Origin of the sequence: Bradyrhizobium sp. 17 (assembly GCF_023073515.1) — a bacterium.
Lineage (GTDB): Bacteria > Pseudomonadota > Alphaproteobacteria > Rhizobiales > Xanthobacteraceae > Bradyrhizobium > Bradyrhizobium canariense_D.
In genome coordinates, this window is sequence record NZ_JADPJQ010000065.1 from 277,893 (window position 1) to 303,034 (window position 25,142).

25 protein-coding genes, 1 tRNA gene, 1 pseudogene and 1 riboswitch are annotated in these 25,142 nt (G+C 64.5%); of the genes and pseudogenes, 21 read left to right on the forward strand and 6 right to left on the reverse strand.

Going from position 1 to position 25,142, the window contains the following annotated elements; all coding sequences use genetic code 11:
* Positions 1–30: 30 nt before the first annotated feature.
* Positions 31–1,293, forward strand: coding sequence for an ROK family protein (locus IVB13_RS11060; RefSeq protein ID WP_247488878.1), 1,263 nt, complete (start codon positions 31–33; stop codon positions 1,291–1,293).
* A 22-nt stretch (positions 1,294–1,315) separates the two neighbouring features.
* Here the strand turns inward: IVB13_RS11060 and IVB13_RS11065 are convergent.
* A tRNA-Gln gene (locus tag IVB13_RS11065) sits at positions 1,316–1,390 on the reverse strand.
* 254 nt (positions 1,391–1,644) lie between these two features.
* Here IVB13_RS11065 and IVB13_RS11070 point away from each other — a divergent pair.
* On the forward strand, positions 1,645–3,423 hold the full coding sequence (locus IVB13_RS11070) for an acyl-CoA dehydrogenase (protein WP_247488879.1): 1,779 nt from the start codon (positions 1,645–1,647) through the stop codon (positions 3,421–3,423).
* A gap of 91 nt (positions 3,424–3,514) precedes the next feature.
* Here IVB13_RS11070 and IVB13_RS11075 read toward each other — a convergent pair whose 3' ends face one another.
* Positions 3,515–4,756 carry an MFS transporter gene (locus tag IVB13_RS11075; protein ID WP_085395572.1) on the reverse strand — a complete coding sequence of 414 codons (1,242 nt, stop codon included), beginning with the start codon at positions 4,754–4,756 and terminating at the stop codon, positions 3,515–3,517.
* A gap of 246 nt (positions 4,757–5,002) precedes the next feature.
* Between IVB13_RS11075 and IVB13_RS11080 the strand changes: the two genes are divergently transcribed.
* The 8 genes and pseudogenes from IVB13_RS11080 (at position 5,003) to IVB13_RS11115 (ending at position 14,125) form a co-directional block, all read left to right on the forward strand.
* Positions 5,003–5,761 (forward strand): enoyl-CoA hydratase-related protein, encoded by a 759-nt coding sequence (locus IVB13_RS11080; RefSeq protein ID WP_018456264.1) that lies wholly within the window; start codon positions 5,003–5,005, stop codon positions 5,759–5,761.
* A 200-nt stretch (positions 5,762–5,961) separates the two neighbouring features.
* On the forward strand, positions 5,962–7,620 hold the full coding sequence (locus IVB13_RS11085; RefSeq protein WP_247488881.1) for a bifunctional metallophosphatase/5'-nucleotidase: 1,659 nt from the start codon (positions 5,962–5,964) through the stop codon (positions 7,618–7,620).
* Between the two features lie 134 nt (positions 7,621–7,754).
* The gene (locus IVB13_RS11090; protein WP_247488883.1) at positions 7,755–8,684 is read left to right on the forward strand and encodes a histone deacetylase family protein; all 930 of its coding nucleotides are present in this window, start codon (positions 7,755–7,757) and stop codon (positions 8,682–8,684) included.
* 73 nt (positions 8,685–8,757) lie between these two features.
* Positions 8,758–9,009: an exodeoxyribonuclease VII small subunit gene (locus tag IVB13_RS11095; RefSeq protein WP_007594646.1), complete on the forward strand. Its 252-nt coding sequence runs from the start codon at positions 8,758–8,760 to the stop codon at positions 9,007–9,009.
* Positions 9,010–9,607: 598 nt separating this feature from the next.
* On the forward strand, positions 9,608–11,536 hold the full coding sequence (gene dxs / locus IVB13_RS11100; RefSeq protein ID WP_247488885.1) for a 1-deoxy-D-xylulose-5-phosphate synthase: 1,929 nt from the start codon (positions 9,608–9,610) through the stop codon (positions 11,534–11,536).
* A 33-nt stretch (positions 11,537–11,569) separates the two neighbouring features.
* Positions 11,570–12,058 (forward strand): annotated as a pseudogene (locus tag IVB13_RS11105) (nucleoside 2-deoxyribosyltransferase); the annotation flags it as partial.
* 92 nt (positions 12,059–12,150) lie between these two features.
* A complete protein-coding gene (locus IVB13_RS11110) occupies positions 12,151–12,885 on the forward strand; it encodes a TlyA family RNA methyltransferase (protein ID WP_247488888.1) in 735 nt (244 codons plus the stop codon).
* Positions 12,878–14,125, forward strand: a complete 1,248-nt coding sequence (locus IVB13_RS11115) for a methyltransferase (protein WP_247488890.1) — start codon at positions 12,878–12,880, stop codon at positions 14,123–14,125. The genes IVB13_RS11110 and IVB13_RS11115 overlap by 8 nt, the downstream gene beginning before the upstream one ends.
* Here the strand turns inward: IVB13_RS11115 and IVB13_RS11120 are convergent, their stop codons facing one another.
* Positions 14,126–14,728 (reverse strand): hypothetical protein, encoded by a 603-nt coding sequence (locus IVB13_RS11120; RefSeq protein WP_247488892.1) that lies wholly within the window; start codon positions 14,726–14,728, stop codon positions 14,126–14,128.
* A 168-nt stretch (positions 14,729–14,896) separates the two neighbouring features.
* Between IVB13_RS11120 and IVB13_RS11125 the strand changes: the two genes are divergently transcribed.
* The 3 genes from IVB13_RS11125 to IVB13_RS11135 all read left to right on the forward strand — a co-directional run bounded on the left by IVB13_RS11125 (position 14,897) and on the right by IVB13_RS11135 (position 16,762).
* A complete protein-coding gene (locus tag IVB13_RS11125) occupies positions 14,897–15,955 on the forward strand; it encodes a class I SAM-dependent methyltransferase (protein WP_018456255.1) in 1,059 nt (352 codons plus the stop codon).
* A 325-nt stretch (positions 15,956–16,280) separates the two neighbouring features.
* The gene (locus IVB13_RS11130) at positions 16,281–16,598 is read left to right on the forward strand and encodes a hypothetical protein (RefSeq protein ID WP_247488894.1); all 318 of its coding nucleotides are present in this window, start codon (positions 16,281–16,283) and stop codon (positions 16,596–16,598) included.
* Positions 16,586–16,762 carry a hypothetical protein gene (locus IVB13_RS11135; RefSeq protein ID WP_247488896.1) on the forward strand — a complete coding sequence of 59 codons (177 nt, stop codon included), beginning with the start codon at positions 16,586–16,588 and terminating at the stop codon, positions 16,760–16,762. Before IVB13_RS11130 ends, IVB13_RS11135 begins: the two co-directional genes overlap by 13 nt.
* Before the next feature lie 39 nt (positions 16,763–16,801).
* Here IVB13_RS11135 and IVB13_RS11140 read toward each other — a convergent pair whose 3' ends face one another.
* Positions 16,802–17,434: a hypothetical protein gene (locus tag IVB13_RS11140; protein WP_018456252.1), complete on the reverse strand. Its 633-nt coding sequence runs from the start codon at positions 17,432–17,434 to the stop codon at positions 16,802–16,804.
* A gap of 175 nt (positions 17,435–17,609) precedes the next feature.
* The gene (locus tag IVB13_RS11145) at positions 17,610–18,494 is read right to left on the reverse strand and encodes a DUF1194 domain-containing protein (RefSeq protein WP_247488898.1); all 885 of its coding nucleotides are present in this window, start codon (positions 18,492–18,494) and stop codon (positions 17,610–17,612) included.
* Positions 18,495–18,778: 284 nt separating this feature from the next.
* A riboswitch (Fluoride riboswitch) is annotated at positions 18,779–18,856 on the forward strand.
* Between the two features lie 124 nt (positions 18,857–18,980).
* Between IVB13_RS11145 and IVB13_RS11150 the strand changes: the two genes are divergently transcribed.
* The 8 genes from IVB13_RS11150 (at position 18,981) to IVB13_RS11185 (ending at position 23,787) form a co-directional block, all read left to right on the forward strand.
* Complete coding sequence (locus tag IVB13_RS11150) at positions 18,981–20,192, forward strand: MFS transporter (protein ID WP_247488900.1); 1,212 nt, start codon at positions 18,981–18,983, stop codon at positions 20,190–20,192.
* A 7-nt stretch (positions 20,193–20,199) separates the two neighbouring features.
* Positions 20,200–20,598, forward strand: coding sequence for a fluoride efflux transporter CrcB (crcB, locus tag IVB13_RS11155; protein ID WP_249810704.1), 399 nt, complete (start codon positions 20,200–20,202; stop codon positions 20,596–20,598).
* A 6-nt stretch (positions 20,599–20,604) separates the two neighbouring features.
* The gene (crcB, locus tag IVB13_RS11160) at positions 20,605–21,033 is read left to right on the forward strand and encodes a fluoride efflux transporter CrcB (RefSeq protein ID WP_247488903.1); all 429 of its coding nucleotides are present in this window, start codon (positions 20,605–20,607) and stop codon (positions 21,031–21,033) included.
* 2 nt (positions 21,034–21,035) lie between these two features.
* Positions 21,036–21,377 (forward strand): DUF190 domain-containing protein, encoded by a 342-nt coding sequence (locus IVB13_RS11165; protein WP_247488905.1) that lies wholly within the window; start codon positions 21,036–21,038, stop codon positions 21,375–21,377.
* Between the two features lie 43 nt (positions 21,378–21,420).
* Positions 21,421–21,726, forward strand: a complete 306-nt coding sequence (clpS, locus tag IVB13_RS11170; RefSeq protein ID WP_007594672.1) for an ATP-dependent Clp protease adapter ClpS — start codon at positions 21,421–21,423, stop codon at positions 21,724–21,726.
* Between the two features lie 178 nt (positions 21,727–21,904).
* A complete protein-coding gene (locus IVB13_RS11175) occupies positions 21,905–22,099 on the forward strand; it encodes a hypothetical protein (RefSeq protein WP_247369219.1) in 195 nt (64 codons plus the stop codon).
* A 190-nt stretch (positions 22,100–22,289) separates the two neighbouring features.
* Positions 22,290–22,556, forward strand: coding sequence for a hypothetical protein (locus tag IVB13_RS11180; RefSeq protein WP_247488907.1), 267 nt, complete (start codon positions 22,290–22,292; stop codon positions 22,554–22,556).
* Between the two features lie 61 nt (positions 22,557–22,617).
* The gene (locus tag IVB13_RS11185) at positions 22,618–23,787 is read left to right on the forward strand and encodes an HWE histidine kinase domain-containing protein (RefSeq protein ID WP_256467688.1); all 1,170 of its coding nucleotides are present in this window, start codon (positions 22,618–22,620) and stop codon (positions 23,785–23,787) included.
* 47 nt (positions 23,788–23,834) lie between these two features.
* Here the strand turns inward: IVB13_RS11185 and IVB13_RS11190 are convergent, their stop codons facing one another.
* Positions 23,835–25,025 (reverse strand): adenylate/guanylate cyclase domain-containing protein, encoded by a 1,191-nt coding sequence (locus tag IVB13_RS11190; protein WP_247488911.1) that lies wholly within the window; start codon positions 25,023–25,025, stop codon positions 23,835–23,837.
* Positions 25,026–25,142: the final 117 nt, after the last annotated feature.

Consider the following 25,142-nt stretch of genomic DNA (forward strand, 5'->3'; position numbering starts at 1 on the left):
TAAATTTACCTGATGAATTAAAGAAGCAGCATGGTTGACCAAATTGAGCCGTCCAGACGCGTGTCAAACACCGCCCGTGAATCCAACCGCGGCCGTCTCGTCGATGTCTTGCGACGCCAAGGGCCGCTGCCGCGCGTGGCGCTCGCCCGGAGTACAGGGCTGAGCTTCCCGGCCGTTTCCGGCCTGACGTCGCGGCTGATCGCAGAAGAGCTGCTCTGTGAGACCGAGACGGCGGCAACGCCGTGGTCCGAGGACGGCGAGGAAGAAGATGCGGACGCGCTGAATGGCCGCCGCCGCGGCCGGCCGGCCGTGCTGCTGACCCTGAATCCGGAGTTCGGGCGCATCGCCGCGGTCTCCGTGCGCATGAACCTGATCGAGACGCTGATCGCGGATTTCCGGGGCTCCGGCGTGGCGCAGTCGCGACTTGCACTGTCGACCCGCGCGCTCGATGCAGGCGCGCTGCGCGATCTCGTGATTGCGCAGATCAATGCGCTGCTCGATGCGACGGCGACGCCGCGCCATCGGCTGTTAGGAATCGGGATTGCGCTGCAAGGCATCGTGAACGTCGACACCGGCACGACACTGTGGAGTCCCGCACTGTCGATCACCGAAGTCGATCTGGCGACGCCGATACGTCAGGCGTTCGGCGTCGATGTCGTCATGGCGAACGACGCTGTCGCGGTCGCGCTCGCCCTCACGGCCGCCGAACCGGCATTGGCGCAAGGCCTCTCGGCCACGATCATGGTCGGTCACGGCATCGGGATGGGCGTCGTTGCCGATGGTGAAGCACGCTGGGGCGCCGGCAGCGAGATCGGCCATGTCAAGCTGGCGCCGGACGGGCCGCAATGCCGCTGCGGCCAGCGCGGCTGTATCGAGGCCTATCTTGCCGATTACGCGCTCTACCGCGACGCCCGCACCTTTCTCGATCTGCCGCCGGCGGACTCGCAGCAGCCATCGGAGGGACAGATGGCCCTGTTGCGCGAGCGCGCGCTGGGCGGCGATCCGCGTCTCGAGCACCTATTCCTGCAGGCGGGTCGCGCGCTCGCCGAGGCGGTCGCAGCAACGATATCCGTGCTGCGGCCGCACCATGTCATCCTGGCGGGTCCGGGCCTGATGGCATTCGACATGATGCGCCACGCCTATGAAGAGCGGCTTGAGCAGGCGGTGTTGCCATGGCTGCTCAGGTCCACGGCGATCCATCTGCGTCCAAGCGAATCGGCGGTCATTGTCGAGGGCATGGTGCGACGGACGCTGCGGGTGGTGGACCAAAACCACATGGAAGCGACGGAGTAAGCGCCGCGAGCAGCTTGCGCGCTGGCTGGGGCGGGAGGGATCGAACCTCCGAATGGCGGAATCAAAATCCGCTGCCTTACCACTTGGCTACGCCCCATCAGGCCCTCGGGAAACGGCGGCGACAGGAGCGTCCGCGGATTCCCTCGAGTGGTGCCGGTCTATAGGGAGAGGCGCGGCATTTCAACCGCCCGGAGGGGCAAAATACCACAAGCGCCGGTGGCGTCGCGCCATGCCTAATATCAGCGCTACGCCGCCCCGTTCCCGACGGGCGTTCTGCCACCCCTTCTGACAGTTGAGACCTCCCCCGTTTCATGGGAATACGGCGCCAAGAACTGTCCACGGGAGTGAGCCATGACCTACCGCGCGCCGATCTCTGACATGCTGCTGTCGCTCAACCACGGCGCCGGCCTGAAAGCTGCCATGGAGGCCGGCCATTACGGCGATTTCGACGGCGATATCGTGAGCGCCGTGCTGGAGGAAGCCGGCAAGTTCGCAACCGACGTGCTGGCGCCGCTCAACAGGGTCGGCGACGAGCACGGCATCAAGCTCAGCGACGGCAAGGTCACGACCGCGCCGGGCTGGCCGGATGCCTACAAGCGCTGGACCGAGGGCGGCTGGAACGCGGTCTCCGGCCCCGAGGATTTCGGCGGCCAGGGCCTGCCGCTCGCGATCAACGCCGCCTGCACCGAGATCTGGAGCGCCGCCAACGTCGCCTTCGGCCTCTGCCCGCTGCTGACGGCGTCGGCGATGGAGGCGCTGGACGCGCATGGCAGCGACGAGCTGAAGAAAATCTATCTCGAGAAGCTCGTCTCCGGCGAATGGACCGGCACGATGCAGCTGACCGAGCCGCAGGCCGGCTCCGATGTCGGCGCGTTGCGCACCCGCGCCGAGAAGCAGGCCGACGGCACCTATCGCATCAAGGGGACGAAGATCTTCATCACCTACGGCGAGCACGACATGACCGACAACATCGTGCATTTCGTGCTGGCGCGCCTGCCGGACGCGCCCGCAGGGACCAAGGGGATATCGCTGTTCCTCGTGCCGAAATTCATGGTCAACGAAGACGGCTCGCTGGGTGCGCGCAACGACATCTTTGCCTCCGGCGTCGAGCACAAGCTTGGCATGCATGCCTCCCCCACCTGCACCATGACCATGGGCGATCATGGCGGCGCGATCGGCTTCCTGGTCGGCGAAGAGAACCAGGGCATGCGCTGCATGTTCACGATGATGAACCAGGCCCGCCTCGGCGTCGGCCTCGAAGGCGTCGGTGTTGCCGACCGTGCCTATCAGCAGGCATTGTCGTACGCACAAGAGCGCAAGCAGGGCCGCGCCCTCGGCAACAAGGGTGACGGTTCCGATGCGATCTTCGTGCATCCCGACGTCAAGCGCATGCTGATGCGGATGCGGGCGCAGACCGCTGCGGCGCGCACCATCTGCTATGCGACCGCGGTGGCGATCGACGTCTCGACGCGTGCCAGGGATCCGAAGGTCCGCGCCGACGCTGCCGCGCGTGCGGCATTGCTGACGCCGATGGCCAAGGGCTATTCGACCGACATCGGCAACGAGGTCGCCTATCTCGGCGTGCAGGTGCATGGCGGCATGGGCTTCATCGAGGAGACCGGCGCGGCGCAGCACTATCGCGATGCCCGCATCACCGCGATCTACGAGGGCACCAACGGCATCCAGGCCATCGACCTCGTCACGCGAAAGCTCGCGGCCAACGGCGGCGCGTCGGTGTGGGCGCTGCTCGACGAACTCTCCGCAATCGTGAAGCAGGTCGAAGCCTCCAACGATCCCGCCTTCGGCACCACGGGCGTGAAATTGCGTGAGGCACTGGAGGCGCTGACGCGCACCAGCAAATGGCTGCTGGAGCGCCTTCCTTCCGCGCCGAACGAGGCGCTGGCCGGCGCGACGCCGTATCTGCAACAGTTCGGCGCCACGCTCGGCGGCTGCATGCTGGCGTCTGAAGCGCTCGCCGCGAAATCCGACGGCATCGCGGACGCCGCGCGCTACGTCTCGCTGGCGCGCTTCTTCGCCGAGAACATCGCGGTGCAGGCCGGCGCGCTCGAGCGCACCGTGACGGAGAGTGCGGAGTCGGTCGCGGCAGCGGATGCGGTGCTGTTGGGGTAGCTGGGACGCGTAGCCCGGATGGAACGCAGCGCAATCCGGGGCCATCATTGCTGGTGACACGAATTCCGGATTGCGCTGCGCTCCATCCGGGCTACGAAGCCGCGAGCTTCGTACGTCGCCCCGGCCGCCATAGTACGACGCTCGCCGCCACCACGTCGAGCACCACGCACATCGCAAACGCGCTCGTGTAGTCGCCGGTTACGCTGCGCACGAGACCGACGATGCCGGGGCCGAAGGCGCTGACGATGCCGCTGATCGAGGTGCCCAGCCCCATCGCAGCGGCGAAGGCGCTCGCGCCGATCTCGCGCTGGATGATCAAAGGCGGGAACGTGATCATGTTGCCGATCGAGAAACCGTAGACGGCGCAGCACACGAGCAGCACGGTCGGGTTCGTGCTTTGCAGAAGCACGAACAGCGCCGCCGCCTGGCTCGTCATCGATGCCGCGCAGGCGAGCCGCGGATCGAGCCGGTCCACGAACAGGCCGAGCGACAGGCGCCCGACCACCGCCATCGCCGCCATGACGGTGACGGCAAGGCCCGCACTGGCGCGGCCGATCAGCGGTTCGAGGAACGTCACCTGATGGATGATGAATCCCATCTGCGCCAGCAGCGCGACCGCGATCGGCAGCACCATGGTCCAGAACGCCGCGTTGGCGAGCAGCGTCTTGCGTGAGTGAACCGAAGGCAAGGCAGTGCCGCCAGTGGATGGATTCCCACCCGACGTCGGCGGCATTTCGGTTCGCCACCCGGTGAAGATGACCACCACCGGCAGCACCAGCACCACCATCGCCAGCGTGGCCGCCAGCATCGCGGAACGAAAGCCGATGCTGCCGCTCAGCGACAGCAGCAGCGGCACGAGCACGATGCCCCCGCAGGTCGCGCCGTTGTAGGCGAGGCTGAGCGCGAGCCCGCGGCGCCGTTCGAACCAGGAGTTCAGCACGGTCGCGATCACCACCGTGCCCATGCCGGTCCAGCCGACCGACATCAGCGCATAAGCAAGATAGAGCTGCCACGGCGTCTGCAGCAGCGCCAGCAGCACCGTCGAAGCGCCGAGCGCCGACAGGCCGCACAGGATCAGCGACCGCAGCCCGATGCGGGCGAGCAGATCGTCGGTGAAGATGACGAGGACGGCAGTCAGGAGAAAGGAGAAGGTGCTGGCCGCGGAGACCAGCGTGCCCGGCCAGCCATGGGCGCGCTGCAGTTCCGCGAGATAGACGCCCTGACCGTACAGGCCGAAGCCGAACATGAAGAAGGCCATCAGGAAGCAGGCCAGCACGACGCGCCAGCCGCGATAGTGCAGCGAGGATTCGTCAACACGAGTGGCGGCAATCATCAATCGGGCAATCGGCCAAATGGAACGGCGCGAGGCGATCGTGCACCACAACCAGTGGTTTTTCAATCGAAAATGGCGGTTGATCATTGCAACGCGGAACACGGCGGCGAGCGTGATGCGCCCGTCTCGGGCGAATTCGGTCTCCAAAAGGTCGCGCTAGCGCATTGGCACGCCTGCAAGATGATGTAGGCTGACGTTTCGCGAGTCTAGCCAATGTCAGTATCGCGGCGACCGCAGGGGCCCCTCATGCCGAATGGCAATATCGTCGTCAGCGAAGAGCGCGGAACGCGCGTGATCACCCTGCGCCGCCCGAGCAAGAAGAACGCGATCACGCAGGACATGTATCGGGAGATGAGCCGCGCGATCGACACCGCGCAGAACAATCCCGACATCCGCTGCATGATCATCACCGGGGGCTCCGGCGTGTTCACCGCCGGCGACGACATCGACGATTTCATGCACGCCGACACGTCGCGTCCCGAGACGCTGTCCGACGGCGCCAAGTTTCTCTATTCGCTAGCTCTCAACGCCAAGCCGGTGATCGCGGCCGTGGACGGCGCGTCGATCGGCATGGGCACCGTGATGCTGTTCCATTGCGACTATGTGCTGGCCTCGAACGCGGCGACCTTCTCCGCGCCCTACATCCATCTCGGGCTCGTGCCGGTCGGCGCGTCCAGCCTCTTGATGCCGAACACGATGGGCTACCAGCGCGCCTTCGCCATGCTGGTGATGGGACGGACTTTTACGGCCGCGGAAGCGCATGCCGCCGGCTTCGTCAACACCGTGGTCTCGCCGGGTCATACCGAGGTCGAGGCACGCAAGGTGGCGCGCGATATCTGCCGGCTTCCCGCCGAAGCGGTCGCGATCTCGCGCAAACTGCTCCGCGTCGCATCCGAGGAGCTCACCCGCCGCATCGATCAGGAGGCCCATCTGTTCGGCGAGCGGCTGAAGTCGGAAGAAGCCACCGCCGCGTTCAACGCGTTTATGAACAGGAAGAAGCGGTAGGCTGTCTTCCCTCTCCCATGGCGGGAGAGCCTGGCTCGCCGCAAAGCGGCGAGACGGGTGACGGGTTCTATCCGCGAGTCGAACTCACATTTTAATTTGCGGAGGCACCCCCTCATCCGGCGCTTCGCGCCACCTTCTCCGGAAGGGGAGAAGGAAGAAAGCTTCGTGAAATCTTCGTGCGGAACGACTAGTCTGGTTTCATGCAACATGTTCTCCGGCTGACCGTCTTCTCGCTCGCGCTCGCCGCCCTGCCCGCGTCCGCCCAAACCGCCGCACCCGTCGAGCTGCGCATCCTGGCGATCAACGATTTCCACGGCAGTCTGCGCCCGCCGCCGGGCGGCATCCGGATCAGCGATCCCGAGGACAAGTCCAGGAAGGTGATGGTGGCGGCCGGCGGTGCCGAATACATGGCGACGCTGGTGAAGCAGCTGCGCGAGGGCCACAAGAACACGATCTTCGTCGCCGCCGGCGACCTGATCGGCGCGAGCCCGTTCCTGTCGGCGATGTTCCACGACGAACCTTCGATCGAGTCGCTCTCGATGATGGGGCTCGCGATCAGCTCGGTCGGCAATCACGAATTCGACGAAGGCAAGACCGAGCTCCTGCGGATGCAGAACGGGGGCTGTCATCCCGTCGACGGCTGTCAGGGGCCGCATTCCTTTACGGGCGCCAAATTCCGCTATCTAGCGGCGTCCACCATCGAGACGGCGACGGGCAAGAGCGTGCTGCCGCCTTACGAGATCAGGGAATTCGAAGGCATCCCCATCGCCTTCATCGGGCTGACCTTGAAGGACACCGCGGGCATCGTCTCGCCATCGGGCATCACCAGCCTCGAATTCCGCGACGAAGCCGAGACGGTGAACGCGCTGGTGCCGCAGCTGAAAGCGCGTGGGGTCGAGGCGATCGTGGTGCTGATCCACCAGGGCGGCGAGCCGGCCGGCGACTACAATGAATGCCCTGCCATCACGGGGCCGATCGTCGACATCGTGAAAAAATTCGATCGCGCCGTCGACCTCGTCGTCAGCGGCCACACCCATCGTGCTTATGTCTGCGATATTGACGGGCGGCTCGTCACCAGCGGCGACAAATACGGTACTCTGGTCACCGCGATCGACCTCAAGCTCGATCCGGCAACGCGCGACATCGTCAGCGCCAGGGCCGAGAACGTCCTCGTCGCCAATGCCTCGCTGCCTAGGGATCCCGAGCAGACCGCACTGATTGACGCGTACGACAGGCTTTCGGCGCCGATCGCCGATCGCCCGGCTGGATCGGTGACGCAGACGCTGTCACGCGTGCCGAACGAGGCCGGCGAAAGCCCGCTCGGTGACGTCATTGCGGACGCGCAGCTCGCCGCGACCAGGGACGCCAAGGACGGCGGCTCCGTCATCGCGCTCACCAATCCCGGCGGCATCCGCACCGACATCGTTCCAAAGGAGAACGGCGCGATCACCTTCGGCGACGTTTTCGCCAGCCAGCCGTTCCGCAACCGGCTCGTCACCATGACGCTCACGGGCAGCCAGCTCAAGGATATGCTGGAGCAGCAATGGCTCGATCCGAAGCGGCCGCGGATACTCCAGGTCTCGAACGGGTTCAGTTACGCCTGGGATGCGGCGAAGCCATTCGGCGAGCGCGTGATCAACGAGAAGATGACGCTCAATGGCAGGCCGATCGAAGCCGGAAGCGGCTACCGCGTCACCCTCAACGATTACCTCGCAGTCGGTGGCGACGGCTTTACGGCCGCCAAACAAGGCACGGGGCCGCAATATGGCGGCTACGACGCCGACGCGCTGTTTGCGTTCTTCAGGGCGCACGGACCGATCGGGCCGTTGCCGCTGAGCCGCATCCTGCGCGTGAATTGATCCGGATCAAACGGGCCGGTCCGGGGCCACCCTTTGCCATTCCCGGGGGAACGCATAGATTGGGTTTTGCATTTGCGTTTTGGCGCCGGATGCGCCAAGCGACGTCGAGAGCCCGCATCCCATGAGGCCGACTGATGAGTACGCTTCTCCTCTCCCACAAGGCCTGCCTCGACCACGTCACGCCGCCGGGACACCCTGAAAGGCCGGACCGCCTGCGCGCGGTGGAGGAGGCGCTGTCGCATGAGCGCTTCCAGTTCCTGGCGCGCGACCAGGCGCCGGAGGGCGATCTCGATCTCGTCACGCTCTGCCACAACGAGCACTACGTCACGGAGCTGCGCCACATCGCGCCGACCAGCGGACAGGTCTATATCGATGGCGACACCTCGATGTCGCCGGGCACGTGGGAAGCGGTGATGCGCGGCGTCGGCGGCGCGGTCGCGGCAACCGAAGCGGTGATGGCGGGCGAGCATCGCAACGCCTTCGTCGCGGTGCGCCCGCCCGGCCACCACGCCGAGATCGGCAAGCCGATGGGCTTCTGCTTCTTCGACAACGTCGCGATCGCCGCGCGCCACGCGCAGCGCAAATACGGCATCAAGCGCGCGGCCATCGTCGATTTCGACGTTCATCACGGCAACGGCACGCAGGACATCTTCTGGTCGGACCCGACCGTGATGTACTGCTCGACGCACCAGATGCCGCTGTTTCCGGGCACCGGTGCCAAGAGCGAGCGCGGCGACCACGACACCATCGTCAACGCGCCGCTCGCCTCCGAGGACGGTGGGCCGGAATTCCGCATCGCATTCGAGAATTTGATCCTGCCGCAGCTCGAAAAATTCAGCCCGGAACTGCTCGTCATTTCTGCCGGCTTCGACGCGCATTATCGCGATCCGCTGGCGTCGCTGAATTTGCGCGCGGAGGATTATGCCTGGGTGACGCGCAAGCTGATGGACCTCGCCGACAAGACCGCCGGGGGGCGCGTTGTTTCTGTGCTCGAGGGCGGCTACGACCTGCAAGGACTGAAAGAATCTGTTACGGCGCATGTCGGCGCCCTGATGGGCGCCTGACACACCCGCCACATTGCGCCCGCAAAACTTTGCTTTCTCCGACGTGAAGCGAATCGGGCAATCGGAAACTTATATGGCCGAAAATACCCAAATCGACATCTCCAGGCTGACCTTCGAACGCGCCATCGAGGAGCTCGAAACGATCGTGAAACGGCTCGAGGACGGCAAGGTGCCGCTCGAGGAATCCGTGACGATCTACGAGCGCGGCGAGGCCCTGAAGCGCCGCTGCGAGGAGTTGCTGCGCCAGGCCGAGGCGCGCGTCGACAAGATCACCACCGACGCCAGCGGCCAGGCGACCGGCACCGCGCCGCTCGACGTCCAGTAAGGGCCGCCTTCAAAGCCGCCTATCTCACGCAGCGCGCACCGGCAATTTTTCATGATCGCACGCCGCCGTCGGCGTTGCTGCTGCTTTGATTCCAGGGAACCCGCGCGCGCTGGAGATCACGGAACCTCCCTCACAGGGCCCTCACCCTCCCGAATCCGCCGAAAAATAGCTTCCCCACGCGGAAAACCTTGCCGAGGAACCGGGCTAGCTTGGAACCCTTGCGATGGCGCCAGGATTAACCACTCTGGCCCGCGGGTTGCAGGTGCATGCCCGTAATCGGGCCCGCGGGTTGGCTTTGGCCCAAGCTTTGGTGTAAAGCTGCGCGGAGTGTGGCTTTTTGTAAGCCTTGCGTGGGCACTGATTACCGACGACAAGCGCTTCAAACTGCTGATGAATTGGCTGGGATGGACGAAGCCGATCTAAGTGACAGGGATCACAGAGACTGAACCGGAGAGCACTTAAGCTCACCTAAGCTTGAAGACGGGGCTTTGCCCCATGCAGGTGGCTCCGACGGTTTAAGGACTCGCGCTGCGCCGATATTGAGCAAACCCATCGCGCGCCGGAACGATCTTCCGGCGCTGACAAATTGGAAATCGCCGTGAACGCATATAGTAAAACGCCGCTTCTCGACACCATCCGGACGCCGGACGACCTGCGCAAGCTCAAGGTCGAGCAGGTTCGCCAGGTCGCCGACGAGCTGCGTCAGGAGACCATCGATGCCGTCTCGGTGACCGGCGGTCACTTCGGCGCAGGCCTCGGTGTGGTCGAGCTCACCACTGCGATCCATTACGTCTTCGACACCCCGCGCGACCGGCTGATCTGGGACGTCGGCCACCAGGCCTATCCGCACAAGATCCTCACCGGCCGGCGCGATCGCATCCGCACGCTGCGCACCGGCGGCGGCCTGTCCGGCTTCACCAAGCGCAGCGAGAGCGATTACGATCCGTTCGGCGCCGCGCATTCCTCGACCTCGATCTCCGCCGGCCTCGGCATGGCGGTCGCGCGCGACCTCTCCGGCGGCAAGAACAACGTTATCGCCGTCATCGGTGACGGCGCGATGTCGGCGGGCATGGCCTATGAGGCCATGAACAATGCGGGGGCAATGAACTCGCGCCTGATCGTCATCCTCAACGACAACGACATGTCGATCGCGCCGCCGGTCGGCGCGATGAGCGCCTATCTGTCGCGGCTCTACTCGGGCAAGACCTATCGCACGCTGCGCGATGTGGCCAAGCAGATCAACCAGCGCCTGCCCAAGATCCTCGCCAACCGAGCCAACCGCGTCGAGGAATATTCCCGCGGCTTCATGATGGATGGCGGCACGCTGTTCGAGGAGCTCGGCTTCTATTACGTGGGCCCGATCGACGGCCACAACCTCGACCATCTTCTGCCCGTGCTGAAGAACGTGCGCGACATGGAGACCGGCCCGATCCTGCTCCACGTCGTGACGCAGAAGGGCAAGGGCTACGGCCCGGCGGAAGCCTCCGCCGACAAGTACCACGCGGTCGTCAAGTTCGACGTCGCGACCGGCACCCAGGCCAAGTCCAAGCCGAACGCGCCGGCCTATCAGAACGTATTCGGCCAGAGCCTCGTCAAGGAAGCGGAGAAGGACGACAAGATCGTCGCCATCACCGCGGCCATGCCTTCCGGCACCGGCGTCGACATCTTCAACAAGGCGTTCCCGGACCGCACCTTCGACGTCGGCATCGCCGAGCAGCACGCAGTGACGTTCGCCGCCGGTCTCGCCACCGAAGGCTACAAGCCGTTCTGCGCGATCTACTCGACCTTCCTGCAGCGCGGCTACGACCAGATCGTGCATGACGTCGCGATCCAGAGCCTGCCCGTGCGCTTCGCCATCGACCGCGCCGGCCTCGTCGGCGCCGACGGCGCCACCCATGCCGGTTCGTTCGACAACGCCTATCTCGGTTGTCTGCCGAACATGGTGATCATGGCCGCGTCCGATGAAGCCGAGCTGGTGCACATGGTTGCAACCCAGGTCGCGATCAATGATCGTCCGAGCTCGCTGCGCTATCCGCGCGGCGAAGGCCGAGGCATCGAGATGCCCGAAGTCGGCATTCCGCTCGAGATCGGCAAGGGCCGCATCGTCCGCCAGGGCAGCAAGATCGCCCTGCTCTCCTTCGGCACGCGCCTCGCCGAATGCGAGAAGGCCGCCGACGAGCTCGCAGCCCACGGCCTTTCGACCACGATCGCGGATGCGCGCTTCATGAAGCCGCTGGACACCGAGCTGGTGCTCAAGCTCGCGCGCGACCACGAGATCCTGATCACGATCGAGGAAGGCTCGGTCGGCGGTTTCGGCTCGCATGTCGCGCAATACCTGACCGACCAGGGCGCGCTCGACAGCGGCCTGGTGCGGTTCCGCTCCATGGTGCTGCCCGACGTGTTCCAGGACCACGACACCCCGGCGGCGATGTACGGTCGCGCCGGTCTCGACGCCAAGGGCATCGTCGCCAAGGTGTTCGAGGCGCTCGGCAAGGACGTCAAGGCTGAGACGGTTAAGCTCGCCTGATAGCGAGCTTCGACCTTCCGCGAAGCAGCTGTGATGAAAATCTATCTGGCAGGCCCCGACGTGTTCCTGCCAGATGCGGTTGAGATCGGCCGGCTAAAGGTCGCGGTCTGTGCCGCGCACGGCTTCAGCGGCCTCTATCCCCTCGACAACGAAATCGACCTCGCCGCCCCCGACGCCTCGCGGCAGATCTTTTGCGGCAACGAGGCGATGATGGACGCGGCCGATGCGATCATCGCCAACCTCACGCCGTTCCGCGGCGCCGGCGCCGATCCCGGCACCGTCTACGAGCTCGGCTACATGGCCGGCCGCCGCAAGTTCTGCCTCGCCTATTCCAATGACGGTGCCGCCTATGCCGACCGTGTCAGTCGCTTCATGGACGTGACGTCCGAAGACGGACGGCTGGTCGACGCGCAGGGGCTGACGGTCGAGGATTTTGGCCTCGTCGACAATCTCATGATGATCCACGCGCTGGAGCTGCATGGCTGCCCGCTGGTGACGCCGGCGCAGATGCCGATCGACGTCTAGCACGATCTGGCCACGTTCGAGGCTTGCGTCCGGATGGCGGCCGCGCGATTGATCGCTACATAAGCGTCTTAGGCCTCTTCGGAGAGATGATGTCCCCTGCCCGCAAGCGCGCGGATGTTCTGCTGGTCGAGCGCGGCCTGTTCGAGAGCCGGGCGCGGGCGCGCGCGGCGATCGAGGCCGGGCTCGTCACCGCCGACGACAAGCAGGTCGCAAAGCCGTCGGAGACGATCGCCGAGGACGCCGTGATCCAGGCCGAGCCCGCGCATCCCTACGTCTCCCGCGGCGGCGTCAAGCTCGCCGGCGCGCTGGAGCGCTACCCGATCGAGATCGAGGACCATGTCTGCCTTGACGTCGGCGCCTCCACCGGCGGATTCACCGAGGTGCTGCTGGCGAACGGCGCGAGCCTCGTCTTTGCCATCGATGTCGGCACCAGCCAGTTGCATCCCTCGCTGCGCGGTCACTCCAAGATCGTGTCGATGGAAGAGACCGACATCCGCGCCTATGACGGCAAGCGCCTGCCGGCGCGGCCCGATGTCGTCGTGATCGACGTCAGCTTCATCTCGCTCAAGACGGTGCTGCCCATCGCGCTGTCGCTGGCGGCGGCGCCGATGAGCCTGCTAGCGCTGATCAAGCCGCAATTCGAGGCAGACCGGAAGCACAACAAGAAGGGCATCGTCCGCGACGCCGCCGTGCACCGCGAGATCTGCGACGACATCGCAGCCTTTGCGGCCTCGCTCGGCTGCACCGATATCGAGGTGTTCCCGTCGGCGATCACCGGCGGCGACGGCAACATCGAATTCTTCCTGGGCGCGCGCCGTGGTTGAGCGCGTGACGATCGATCACGTCGGCCATCGCGGCGACGGCGTCTCGCTCGATGCTGGCGATGCCATCTATGTGCCCTACACGCTCGGTGGCGAGACCGTCGAGGTCGATCATGTCGTCGGCAATCATCCCGACCGCCGCAAGCTGCTGGCGGTGGACGTCGCCAGCCCCGAGCGCGTCGCGCCGTTCTGTCCGCATTTCGGCGTCTGTGGCGGCTGCGCGATCCAGCACTGGGCGGCCGAACCGTATCACGCCTGGAAGCGCGGCATCGTGGTCCAGACCCTGGCCCAGGCCGGCATCGACTGCGAGGTAGCCTCGCTGGTTGATGCCCACGGTGCGGGACGCAGACGCATCACGCTGCACGGCCGGTTCGGCACCCATGACATCCTCAAGGTCGGCTTTTCGGCTGCCAGCGCGCACGACGTCATCCCGATTGATCGCTGCCCGATCCTCGATCCCGGGCTCGAGGGTGCACTCGATGCCGGTTGGGCGCTCGCCGAGCTGCTGACGTCCAAAATGCCGGTGACGAAACCGCTGGACATTCAGGTCACCGCGACCGCCAACGGTCTCGATGTCGACGTGCGCGGCTCCGGCCCGCTGCCCACGTCGCTCGTGACGGCGCTGTCGCGCGTCGCCGAGCAGCACCGCCTGGCGCGGCTGACACGGCACGGCGAACTGGTGCTGCAACGCCTGCCACCGACCCTGCAGATGGGCCGCGCCGAGGTGACGCTGCCGCCGGGCTCGTTCCTGCAGGCGACCGTCGCCGGCGAAGAGACGCTCGCGTCGCTTGTCGCCGAGCGCATCGGCAAGGCGAAGAACGTTCTCGATCTCTTCTGCGGCGTCGGGCCGTTTGCATTGCGGCTCGCCGAGAAGGCCCGCGTCACCGCCCATGACAACGACGCCGGCGCCATTGCAGCGCTCGAAAAAGCCGCGCGCACGCCGGGTCTCAAGCCGATCAAGGCCGAGCCGCGCGATCTGTTTCGCCGTCCCCTGGTGGCACCGGAGCTGCGCGATTTCGACGCCGTCGTGTTCGACCCGCCGCGTCAGGGCGCGCAGGCGCAGGCCTTGAAGCTCGCCGCGAGCAAGGGGCCGGTGGTGGTCGCGGTCTCCTGCAACGTCGCGACCTTTGCCCGCGACGCGCGGCTGCTGATCGATGGCGGGTACAAGATCGACGTAGTCGTGCCGGTGGATCAGTTCCGCCACACGCCGCATGTCGAGCTCGTTGCGAAGTTCACGCGCTAGTTAGCGCCGAAGGCCACTCAACGCCGGCGACTCGCCGGGCAGCATGTTCGATCTGAGATCGCTATCCATGCGGCCCGAGTCCTGCTGGGTGAACCCGGCCCCAAACGACAGGCTGAGGTTGGAGGTCGGCTTGAACTCGACACCCGCAAATGCGCCGTAGCCGGGCGAGGCGCTGGACGTGAGCGGCGCAAGCGAGCTGCCAATGCCGCCGCCGTATTTCAGGGTGTCGAAACCGGCAAAGAACGTGATGGGCATGCCGCCCGCGGTCTTGGTGTTGTAGCCGAACTGCGTGCTGTCGTAGGAGAGCGCGCTGAAATTGCCGCTCAGTCCGGCCGGGCTGAGGCCGCTCCAATTGAGATTGCCATGCTGGCTGCCGACAAAGAAGCCGTTCGCAGAACCGCTGCGGCCGCTTGCGTCGCCGCCATTGAAGCTCGGGAAAATGCCGTAGCTATCGGCGCTCTGGCCGGCAACACCGCCGAATCCAAAAGGTCCGCCGGGGATCCAATATTGCAGGGGTGCGGCTTGCGCATGAGCCGGCGCTTCGCCGAGGCAGAGCAGGGCAAGAAAAACCGCGAGACCGCAAGAGGGTGTAAGCCTGAACATTCAAATAACCGTCGAAAAGCTTGCGAATTATATCCACCAGACATCATGAATGCCAGCATAACGACACCATTCTTCCCCTGAGTTCCGGGATCACGTTTTTCTGCCAATTTGAACTTCCCGCATGCCGGATTGACCCACCTAAGGGGGCGCGTCAGCACGGAGGCTGTCATGGAGGTCAATTCCGACAAGTTGAATGCCTTTATGGGCAAGATGGTCACCGAATTCGGGGCGGCGATGAATGCGTCGCTGGTCCTGCTCGGGGACAAGCTCGGTCTCTACCGTACCCTTGCCGCCAAGGGACCGATGAACTCGTCCGAGCTCGCAAGCGCCACCGGGACGGCGGAGCGCTACGTCCGCGAATGGCTCGCGAGTCAGGCGGCGTCCGGCTACATCGAATACGATTCCGCTTCGGCAAAATTCTCGATGCTACCGGAGCAGGCGATGGCGCTTGCCGATGAGGACAGTCCGGTGTTCCTCGGCGCGTTCGGCAATGTCATTGCCTCGGCGTTTCTCGACGAGCCGAAGATCTCGGACGCATTCAAATCCGGCAAGGGCGTCGGCTGGAACCGGCGCAGCGAGTGCCTGTTCTGCGGCACCGCCCGCTTCTTCAGGACCGGGTACATGCATCATCTGGTGCAGGAATGGCTGCCCGCGCTCGACGGCGTCGTGGACAAGCTGAAGCGCGGCGCCAAGGTCGCCGATGTCGGCTGCGGGCACGGCGTCTCGACACGGCTGATGGCGGAAGCCTTCCCGAACTCCCGCTTCTACGGCTTCGACTATCACGAGGGTTCGATCGAGGCCGCGCGAAAGGCGGCCACCGAAGCCGGATTGGGCGACCGGGTCAGCTTCGCTGTTCATTCCGCCAAGACCTATCCGGCCGAGGGCTATGATCTCGTCTGCTTCTTCGATTGCCTGCATGACATGGGCGATCCCGTCGGCGCCATCGGCCACGTGCGCGAGACCATGGCAAAGGACGGCACCTGCATGCTGGTCGAGCCGTTCGCAGGCGACCGCCTCGAGGACAATCTCAACCCGGTCGGGCGGGTCTATTATGCGGCGTCGACCATGATCTGCACGCCGGCCTCGCTCGACCAGGAGGTGGGCCTCGCACTGGGCGCGCAAGCGGGCGAGGCAAGGCTGCGCAAGGTCGCGCGAGAGGGCGGACTGACGCGCTTCCGCCGCGCCGCTGAAACGCCCTTCAATCTGATTCTGGAGGCGCGGATCTGATCTTCCGATTCCGGCGCGTGGCCGCGGCATATGCCATGCCGATGCTGCAGCCACGCCCGGCGCCGATACCCTCCCTCGCTCGCGCCGCAACGTAAGGCAGCGGGCACGCCGCGTCCGACTATGACATCGGGCTGTACTTCAAAGCAGCGCTTCCGCTGGAGACCGAACGCTTGCTGGCCGCCGCAAAGGAAATCGCCGACAATTCTGCCGTCACGGCGGTGACGAAGATAGGGGAATGGGGGCCGTGGATCATCGGAGGTGCCTGGCTGTCCGTTGGCGGACAAAGGGTCGACCTGCTCTATCGCAACGCCGACGCTGTGTCGTCATGGAATCCTGTCGGGCCGGCATCATCACCATGGACTACCAGCCCGGCCATCCACACGGCTTCTGCTCGGCGAGCTGGATGGGCGAGATCGCCTATTGCCAACCACTGCGCGATCCGCAAGACCTGATCAACCGGTTGAAATCGATCGCGCTGCCCTACCCGCAACCGTTGCGGGATGCCCTGATCCGGCGCTTCCAGTGGGAAATCCTCTTCGGCATCGAGAATGCGGAGCTTGCGGCCGCACGTAACGAGCAGACCATATCGCCGGATGCGGCTACCGGTCGCTGGCCTGCATTGCGCAGATCGTGTTCGCACTGAACGAGCGCTATCTCATCAACGAGAAGGGTGCGCTATTGGAAGCAGCGCGGTTACCGCTGACAATTCCGCATCTGGACGAGCAGGCGACGGAGATCTGGCGACTGATCGGCAATGGCGCTTTGGCGACCGCTGCGACGTCTTGCGTCAGATCGACCGGCAATTGAAGGCGCTGACGCGGTCCAGCGAGCAGCAGCCGTGATCTGCTACGCCGTCCTGTCCACCGAGGACGATGTATCCGACGGCGGATATTTCGTCACGGGCACCACGAAGGACTTGTTGCGGACCTGGTAGATGATCTTGCCGTTCTGCCCGTCATCGGTCGCAATCTGCGCCTGCCCGAACATGATGACGTTCTTGTAGACGGTGCCGGTGCCCTGACGGGTGACGCCATCGGTGGTGACGCTGACCTGCGCTTCGTTGCCGTTGACAGCGAGCACCCTGAAGCTCGCGCTCTTGCCATTGTCACTGGAATAGCCGCCCCAGCTTCCCATCAGGCGGCTGTCGGAGGCCGGCGGCGCCTGCTTCTCGAGAGTCGCGGTCTGCTTGCCCGCGCCTGCAGATGACAACAGCACCAGACTCTTGCCGTCCTTGGTGCCGACCGTGACCGTGCCGAAGGTGAGAAGCGAACCGGCGACCTCGCCAAAGCCGCGCTCGGTGCGCCCGTTATGGGTGTACTCGACTTGCGCCCGGGCCCCGCGGATGTTCACGACCTTGAAGCTGACGGGCTGGTTGTTGCCAGCCCAATTGCCCTTCCACTCACCGAGCAGGGAGCTCTGGTGATACACTCGCTCGAGAGCGGGAGAAATCTGGCTGGTGCTCGAGGTGACGATGGCCATTGGGTTGCTCGGCGGATGTGTCTGACAGGCCCGCTTCTTTCGCGCCCCGACAGCAACGTCAGAACCTTATCCGGAAACAAATGAAAGCAGCCGATTAGGGCCACGCAACGGTTAACGCATGGTTAAAATTCCATCGCCGGCAAATAGGGCAAAAGGTCTCGTCCGGTGGCCGCGCTCAGCGACCCCAGCGGTCTGACCAGATCTTCTCGCCGATCATGCAGTTCACACGCGGCTCCTTGTCCTTCTCCGCAACCCGCATCACGGGACGCTCCGGCATACGGCCCGCAACCTCCATCAAGAGCTTGGTGCGGATGGCTTCCTTGAACTTATCGCGGTCCTTGATCGTGATGACGAAGGAACCGGGGCCGCCGATGACGCAATCCTCATAGTAGAAATCGAGATTGTCGATATCCATGGTCGAATAGGAGGGTTCCTTGACCATGATCGGCAGGCCGTTGATGACGATACCCTTCTCGATCGCTGCGTCGCGCGCAATCGTGACCGGAGTGCCATTGTTGTTGGGACCGTCGCCGGAAATGTCGATCACGCGGCGCAAGCCCCGATAGGGATCCTCGTCGAACAGCGGCATCGCGAAACTGATCGCGCCGGAGATCGAGGTGCGCGAGGCACGCCGGATCGGCGTCTTCAGGATTTCGGCGGCGACGGCATCGGCGGTCTCCGGTCCGTCGACCAGCCGCCACGGAATGATGATCTTCTGGTCGGTCGAGGCGGCCCACTCGAAATAGGTCACCGCGATCCGGCCGTTCGGGCCCAGCTTCAGCGCCTGCAGGAATTCCTTCGACTGGATCGCCTGCGCATAGCCTTCACGCTGGACCGCGAGCTCGTCCATGTCCATGGAGTAGGAGACGTCGACGGCGAGGATCAGCTCGACATCGACCGTCTGCGCGTCTCTGTCGGCTGCTTGCCGCTGCGGCTGATTTTTGAGTAGCCCCAGTCTGGGCGACTCAAACTTGGGTCCTGGTGCCGCGATGCCCGCGACGTCCCCTCCGGCGAACATGCCGGTCACCAGCACAGCCCCGATCGAGAACAGCAAGCGCATCGCAGCCTCCCGTCGTATGACCTGATGGTGACATGCAATCGCCTTGCCGCAAAGTCCGAAGATCGCTCGCGCTTCACATTCCGGTTAGGCATTTGCCAGTTAGGCATTTGCAGGCGGGAATTGCGAAGCGTTACGCAAAGCTGCCGCCATGTTGCCGCGCTCGCGCCGCTGACTGCGCGATCGTGGGCACAGGCATACACTAGTGCGGTGTGCTCCCGGACTGACGGGCCACTGGACAGAGCACCTCGCCCACTTGTCCGGCGCGATTTCCATGTTAGGCTGGCCGGACAGATGGGGATGGAGTCCCCCGACAACCGCCCGGCGGTCTGTGACCGTAGTGGGCTGATGACTCCTGCTTGAGGAGGGGCAATTTCTAGGCCTCTGCCTTCGGCGGGAGCATGGACGAACCCGCCGCCGGCGGGTTTTTTGTTGCCTGGACGCGATGGCCGAGGAGAGGTCAAGGAAGGCCGAGGAGAAATCCTGGACGTGACGACGACAACACCGAATGCTGCACGTGCGGGGCTGCCCAGGGGGATCTGGGTGCTCGGTTTCGTCTCGATGCTGATGGACGTCTCTTCCGAGATGATCCACGCACTGCTCCCGGTCTATCTCGTCACCGTGCTCGGCGCCTCCACGCTCACCGTCGGCTTCATCGAGGGCATTGCCGAGGCGACCGCCTCGATCACGAAGATCTTCTCCGGCGCGTTGTCCGACTGGCTCGGTCGGCGCAAATTGCTCGCTGCGCTCGGCTACGGGCTGGCCGCGCTGACAAAACCGCTGTTCCCGCTTGCCCCTAGCGTCGAATGGCTGGTTGCCGCGCGCTTCATCGATCGCGTCGGCAAGGGCATTCGCGGCGCGCCGCGCGATGCGCTGATCGCCGATATCGCACCTATCGGCCTGCGCGGCGCGAGCTTCGGCCTGCGGCAGTCGCTCGACACCATCGGTGCGTTCGTCGGGTCGCTGATGGCGATCGGCCTGATGTGGTGGACGGCGGACAATTTTACGATGGTGTTCTGGGTGGCCGTGCTGCCGGGCTTCCTGTCGTTCGGACTGATCGCGTTCGCGGTGAGCGAGCCGGAGCCGGACCCCGGCCGGGAGCCGTCAAGGAATCCACTGAATACCGCTGCGATGCGCCAGCTCGGGTCCGTGTACTGGCGCGTGGTCGCGGTTGGCGTCGTGTTCACGCTGGCACGTTTCAGCGAGGCCTTCCTGATCCTGCGTGCGCAGAATATCGGGCTCAATGCGATGTGGGTGCCGGCCGTGCTGGTGCTGATGAACATCGTCTATGCGTTGTCGGCCTATCCGGCCGGCGTGCTCTCGGACCGGATCAACCGCACCGGCCTGCTCGCGCTCGGCCTCGTCTTCCTCGCCGGCGCCGATCTCGCGCTCGCGCTGCTGCCAAACCTTGGCGGCCTCGCCCTGGGCGTCGTGCTGTGGGGACTGCATATGGGATTGACGCAAGGCCTGCTCTCGGCCCTGGTCGCCGACGCAGCGCCACCGAGCTTGCGCGGCACCGCGTTCGGCTATTTCAACCTGTTCACCGGCCTTGCCTTGCTGGCCGCAAGCGTGATCGCCGGCGCCTTGTGGGATGCCTATGGTCCGGCCGGCACGTTCCTGGCGGGGCTCGGCTTCGCGCTGGTCGCGCTCATGGGACTATTTGCCGTCGGTAACGGGCTGGCAACGGAGGAGAAACGATGACGGAGGGCTGTTCGCCGTGCTGAGCGGAGTGCTTGCGATTATGATGGGCAGCGTGCTGGGCGGCTGTGCGCGCTATTTCATCTCCGGCGCGATCGCGCGGCGGCTGGGCGAGACGTTTCCGTGGGGCACCGTGACCATCAACGTCACCGGCGCCTTCCTGATCGGCATTTTTGGCGCATTGGCGACCCATCCCGGCTCGGTCTTCGCCGCGCCAGATCCATGGCTGTTCGCGGTCACCGGCTTTCTTGGCTGCTACACCACGGTGTCCTCGTTCAGCCTGCAAACGCTGACGCTGGCGCGCAACGGCGAGGCGATGCACGCGCTCGGGAATGTCGCGGTCTCGGTCGTGCTCTGCCTCGCAGCCGTCAGTTGCGGCTTCCTTCTCGCGGACACTCTGGGGGGCTAGAGGCAGATGAAGTCCCCCTCCTCTGCCGATCGCTGGCGCACCGCGACGCTCTATGCCTGGATTGCCGCCGGCAGCATGGTCGGCGGGCTGACGCGCTATCTGGTCGGGCTTGCGCTCGACACCGGCTCCGGCTTCCCGGTCGCGACGCTGTTCATCAACGCCACGGGCTCACTGATCATCGGCTTCTACGCAACGCTGACCGGGCCCGACGGCCGCCTGCTGGCGCGGCCCGAGCACCGGCAGTTCGTCATGACCGGGTTCTGCGGCGGCTACACGACCTTTTCGACCTTCAGCCTGGAGACCTTCCGCCTGTTCCACGGCGGCATGAAATATACGGCACTCGCCTATATCGCGGCATCCGTCATTTGCTGGCTGGTGTCGGTATGGACAGGCCATATGATGGCCAGCGGCACCAACCGCTTGCGAAGGAGCTGACCATGCAAATCCCCAATCAGGCAGTTTCGCTCCGGATCTTCATTGGCGAGAACGACCTATTCGACGGCAAGCCACTCTATGAAGCGATCGTGATGACGGCGCGCGAGCGGCATTTGGCCGGCGCCACCGTGCTGCGCGGCCCGATGGGCTTTGGCAAGTCGAGCCGGCTCCACACTTCCAAGATTCTGCGGCTCTCGGAAGACTTGCCGTTGCTGATCGAGATCGTCGACAGCGAGGACAACATCAATGCATTCCTGCCCATCCTGGATGGCATGATGTCGAGCGGCCTGATCACCTTGGAGAAGGTGCAGGTCCTGCAATATGGTGAGAAGGCCGCGCGCTGAGCGCGCCGGCAGGAACCCGAGCCCGCCATATCCGGGAGGCGGAATGAACGACACCGTTGCCAAACCGAAAACCAGGACGAAGACCAAGGTCGAGCGGCCGAAGCTGCATAAGGTCATCCTGATCAACGACGACTTTACGCCCCGCGAATTCGTCACGATGATCCTCAAGGCCGAGTTCCGCATGACCGAGGATCAGGCCTACAAGGTGATGATCACCGCCCACAAGCTCGGCGCCTGCGTGGTCGCGGTCTTCACCAAGGACGTCGCCGAGACCAAGGCTACCCGCGCAACGGATGCCGGCCGCACCAAGGGCTATCCCCTGCTGTTCACCACGGAGCCGGAGGAATAGCGGCACCGGTCCGGCTTTGGTACTTTGGCGCCCGCTTTCGATGTCGGCGCCGAATCTGCTCTGCCGAAAGTGTATCTATTGGCCGTCAACAGGCGCATGGTGAGCCATCACCGGCTCATCACGGCATCCATCGGTGACTGAGAGAGTCTTTGCGCTCCCGCCCAATGCGGAGCGTCCTATGCAAGACCCCACCAAGCGCACCATCCCGCTGAGCAATCGCCTTGCCCAATTGGCAGCCGAGGCTCGCCGTCGCGCAGAGATTGCCCCGCCCGGCGTTCAGCGCGAATCGCTGCTCAAGGCGGCGCGATTGAGTGAAACGGCCTCGCACATTCATGATTGGCTCAGTTCGCCCGGTCTGAAGGCGCCGCGCTAGTCGCGAAGGCGGCACCGGGCTACCGATCGAGCGGAAGCCCAAGGCAGCAGTGCCAGTTGAGCGCCGGCGCCGCATTGCCGGCAAACCGGACTCAAATATAAGTTGCACATGGTGAACGATATCTTGTTTTGATTGTTGAGATAGCGTTCCCCGAACGCAGCGGGAGCAGCCAACAGCAAAGCAGCCCCCGATGATGAAATCACTGACAGCCAAATCCCTGACGGGCCTGGCGATCTTCGCGCTGCTGGGAGTAACCGCAATTGCGTTGCCCGGTTTTGCTCCACCAGTGAAAGCGCGCGAAACCGTTGCTTTGGCGAAGGCGGACCGGCTGGCGAGCCATCCGGCGGCCAGGAATTGCCTGGGCCAGGTCTGGCCGGATTTCGAAGCATCGTGTCTGCGCCGAGGTGAATCCGATGCCGGGGTTCATGAAGCTCGTTTGGTCACTGCGCGCCGCTAGACCAACAATCGCAAAGCGCCGGCCGAGCTTGTCGGATGATCCAGGAAAGTGTCGTGCACAGATGTCAACGCCCCCAACCTCCTTGCCGAACGTTCTCGTCGTCGAAGACGAGATGATCCTGCGCATGCGCGCGGTCGACATCGTAGAGGATGCAGGCTTCTGCCCTGTTGAGGCCGTCAACGCCGACGAAGCCATCTCGATCCTCGAGTCGCGGTCGGACATCTCGCTCCTGTTCAGCGACATCCAGATGCCCGGGACCATGGACGGCTTGAAGCTGGCCCACGCGGTGCACGATCGCTGGCCTGCCATCAAGATCGTGCTGGTTTCGGGTCAGGTAAAGCCGTCTGAAACCGAAACGCCGGCGGACAGCCGCTTCTTTCGCAAGCCGCTCGCCGTCGACGAAATGATCTCGCAGTTGCAGACGATGATCGGAGCGGGCGCGCTAAAAATCCTTCCGAACACAACGACAGATCCCGGGGAAAACCTTGGGGTTGCTCGATCCCCACAGGAATCGGTTCTGGTGGCGGAGAACGACAATCTGCGCCTGTTGCTGGAGCAGGCCGACACCGACGCCAAGGTCCTGCTCGCTCAAGCCGGCATCGAAGCCCACGAACGCGAGGCGGCCGACAAGTTGCAAAAGCTGATCCTCGGAGAGCTGCATCATCGCATCAAGAATACGCTTGCGACAGTGAGCGCAATCGCAGCCCAGAGCTTCCGGGCCGCAATCAATCTCGAGCAAGGCCAAAAAGCCATGGATGGCCGCTTGCTGGCGTTGGGGCGTGCCCACGACCTGTTGATACAGGTCAGCTGGTCAAATGCGAGCCTCACTCATACCCTGAGCGGCGCCACAGATCCCTTTGACAGTCAGGGGGGCCGACGATTCCATTTCAATGGGCCGGACCTCCGGATCACGTCCGGTGCCGTGATAGCGCTCGCGATGACGTTCAACGAGCTCTGCACCAACACCACGAAGTTCGGCGCGCTGTCCAGTTCCTCCGGGCATGTCGAGATCGCGTGGACGGTGGACGAGATCGAGCAAAGGCTGCGCCTGAAGTGGAGCGAAAGCGGCGGCCCCATGGTGGCGCCGCCAACACGACGGAGCTATGGCACCCGGATGATCGAGTCGCTCGGCCAGCAACTGAACGGGCAGGTGCGGCTGGCCTACGAACCGTCCGGATTTGTCTATCAGCTGGATGTACCGCTGAAGTCGGTGATGGCGTCGAACGCCTGAATTCTGCTCACCGGGTTGACGGCGGTGGACATCCGAGGACGACGACCTCAGGCCATCACCACCGGCGCCTCCTCCGTCAGCCCGTACACGCGCTGCGCCTTGGAAAAGCCCGCGATCGGGAATTCGCCGAGCTCGTGCCAGTCGTGGCGGCAAACATTGGCAAAGCCTTCTGAAGCCACGACGGTCCGCCCCAGGCGACCCGTGATCTTCTCGAGCCTGGCGGCAAGGTTCACGGCGGGGCCGATGCAGGTGAAGTCGAGGCGGTTGCCGCCGCCGATATTGCCGTAGAGGATATTCCCGACGTGGAGCGCCACGCCGAAGCGGAAGCGCTCGACGACGTCGCCGACAGGATACGCGAGCGCATTGACGCTGGCGCGGGATTCGCGCGCTGCCTCCAGCACCCGCGTGCAGACATGCGCGGCATCGCCGACATATTCGTCGATCGGGAATACCGCGAGCAGACCGTCGCCCATGAATTTCAGCACCTCGCCGCCATGGCCGCGGATCGCAGTGACCTGGCAGTCGAAATAATGGTTGAGGATCTCGACCACGGTCTCGGCCGGCAGCCGGTCCGACAGTGCGGTGAAGCCGCGCAGATCGGAGAGCCAGATCGCAGCCTGCATGGTGTCGTTGTGGCCGCGGCGGATCTGACCGCCAAGGATGCGCGCGCCGGCGCGATTGCCGACATAGGTGTCGAGCAGCATCTCGGCGGTGCGGCGCAGGCTGATGATCTCGGTGATGCGCGCGAGCGGTTTGACGATGGTGTGAATCGCCGCGATATGTTCATCGGTGAAGCCGCCTGGATGGCGCGTGGTCCAGCTCGTCGCGTGGACCGAACCGTCGAGAAACTGCATTGGCATCGCGACGTAGTCGGTTACGCCTTCGGCCCGCATGTCGTCGAGAAACGGAAAATGCTTGCTGCCGGGATCGTCCATGCGCCCCCGCACCTCAAGTCCCTGCTCGAACACGACCCGCAGCGGACTTCTGGCGAATTCCGGCGTCTCCAGGATCTCGAAATCGACCGTGCCGATCTCGACCTCCTCGCCCTCCCGCCAGATGAAGTTGCGGCCGAAAATTTCGGGATGCAGCGTGCGGATGAAGATGCCGAACCGCCATAGCGGCAGACCGGCTGCAACCATCCGTTCGCAGGCTTCCGCCGTCATCTCGGCCGGGGCCTTCGACGACCAGGCGCCGTTGATCAGCCAGTTGGTGATACGTTGGAGCTCGGAGCTTTCCATGCGCGCATTTGCGGAAGAAGTTGTGGGATCGTCAAGCTGCGCGGTGGGCTAGGGTTCAGACTCAATTGATCCAATAAGCGACGAGAGCGGCGAGGTGGACGGCGGCCAAGAAGTTTC

Excerpts from the sequence above, each read along its gene's own strand:
- IVB13_RS11165 (WP_247488905.1), top strand. The coding sequence starts at position 21,036 with ATGCAAATCCCCAATCAGGCAGTTTCGCTCCGGATCTTCATTGGCGAG.
- IVB13_RS11140 (WP_018456252.1), bottom strand. The coding sequence starts at position 17,434 with ATGGCCATCGTCACCTCGAGCACCAGCCAGATTTCTCCCGCTCTCGAG.
- IVB13_RS11090 (WP_247488883.1), top strand. The coding sequence starts at position 7,755 with ATGAGTACGCTTCTCCTCTCCCACAAGGCCTGCCTCGACCACGTCACG.
- IVB13_RS11175 (WP_247369219.1), top strand. The coding sequence starts at position 21,905 with ATGCAAGACCCCACCAAGCGCACCATCCCGCTGAGCAATCGCCTTGCC.
- clpS (WP_007594672.1), top strand. The coding sequence starts at position 21,421 with ATGAACGACACCGTTGCCAAACCGAAAACCAGGACGAAGACCAAGGTC.
- IVB13_RS11110 (WP_247488888.1), top strand. The coding sequence starts at position 12,151 with ATGTCCCCTGCCCGCAAGCGCGCGGATGTTCTGCTGGTCGAGCGCGGC.
- IVB13_RS11080 (WP_018456264.1), top strand. The coding sequence starts at position 5,003 with ATGCCGAATGGCAATATCGTCGTCAGCGAAGAGCGCGGAACGCGCGTG.
- IVB13_RS11085 (WP_247488881.1), top strand. The coding sequence starts at position 5,962 with ATGCAACATGTTCTCCGGCTGACCGTCTTCTCGCTCGCGCTCGCCGCC.
- IVB13_RS11095 (WP_007594646.1), top strand. The coding sequence starts at position 8,758 with ATGGCCGAAAATACCCAAATCGACATCTCCAGGCTGACCTTCGAACGC.
- IVB13_RS11180 (WP_247488907.1), top strand. The coding sequence starts at position 22,290 with ATGATGAAATCACTGACAGCCAAATCCCTGACGGGCCTGGCGATCTTC.
- IVB13_RS11075 (WP_085395572.1), bottom strand. The coding sequence starts at position 4,756 with ATGATTGCCGCCACTCGTGTTGACGAATCCTCGCTGCACTATCGCGGC.
- IVB13_RS11125 (WP_018456255.1), top strand. The coding sequence starts at position 14,897 with ATGGAGGTCAATTCCGACAAGTTGAATGCCTTTATGGGCAAGATGGTC.
- IVB13_RS11185 (WP_256467688.1), top strand. The coding sequence starts at position 22,618 with ATGTCAACGCCCCCAACCTCCTTGCCGAACGTTCTCGTCGTCGAAGAC.
- IVB13_RS11190 (WP_247488911.1), bottom strand. The coding sequence starts at position 25,025 with ATGGAAAGCTCCGAGCTCCAACGTATCACCAACTGGCTGATCAACGGC.
- IVB13_RS11130 (WP_247488894.1), top strand. The coding sequence starts at position 16,281 with ATGGAATCCTGTCGGGCCGGCATCATCACCATGGACTACCAGCCCGGC.
- IVB13_RS11060 (WP_247488878.1), top strand. The coding sequence starts at position 31 with ATGGTTGACCAAATTGAGCCGTCCAGACGCGTGTCAAACACCGCCCGT.
- crcB (WP_247488903.1), top strand. The coding sequence starts at position 20,605 with ATGAAGTCCCCCTCCTCTGCCGATCGCTGGCGCACCGCGACGCTCTAT.
- IVB13_RS11120 (WP_247488892.1), bottom strand. The coding sequence starts at position 14,728 with ATGTTCAGGCTTACACCCTCTTGCGGTCTCGCGGTTTTTCTTGCCCTG.
- IVB13_RS11070 (WP_247488879.1), top strand. The coding sequence starts at position 1,645 with ATGACCTACCGCGCGCCGATCTCTGACATGCTGCTGTCGCTCAACCAC.
- IVB13_RS11145 (WP_247488898.1), bottom strand. The coding sequence starts at position 18,494 with ATGCGCTTGCTGTTCTCGATCGGGGCTGTGCTGGTGACCGGCATGTTC.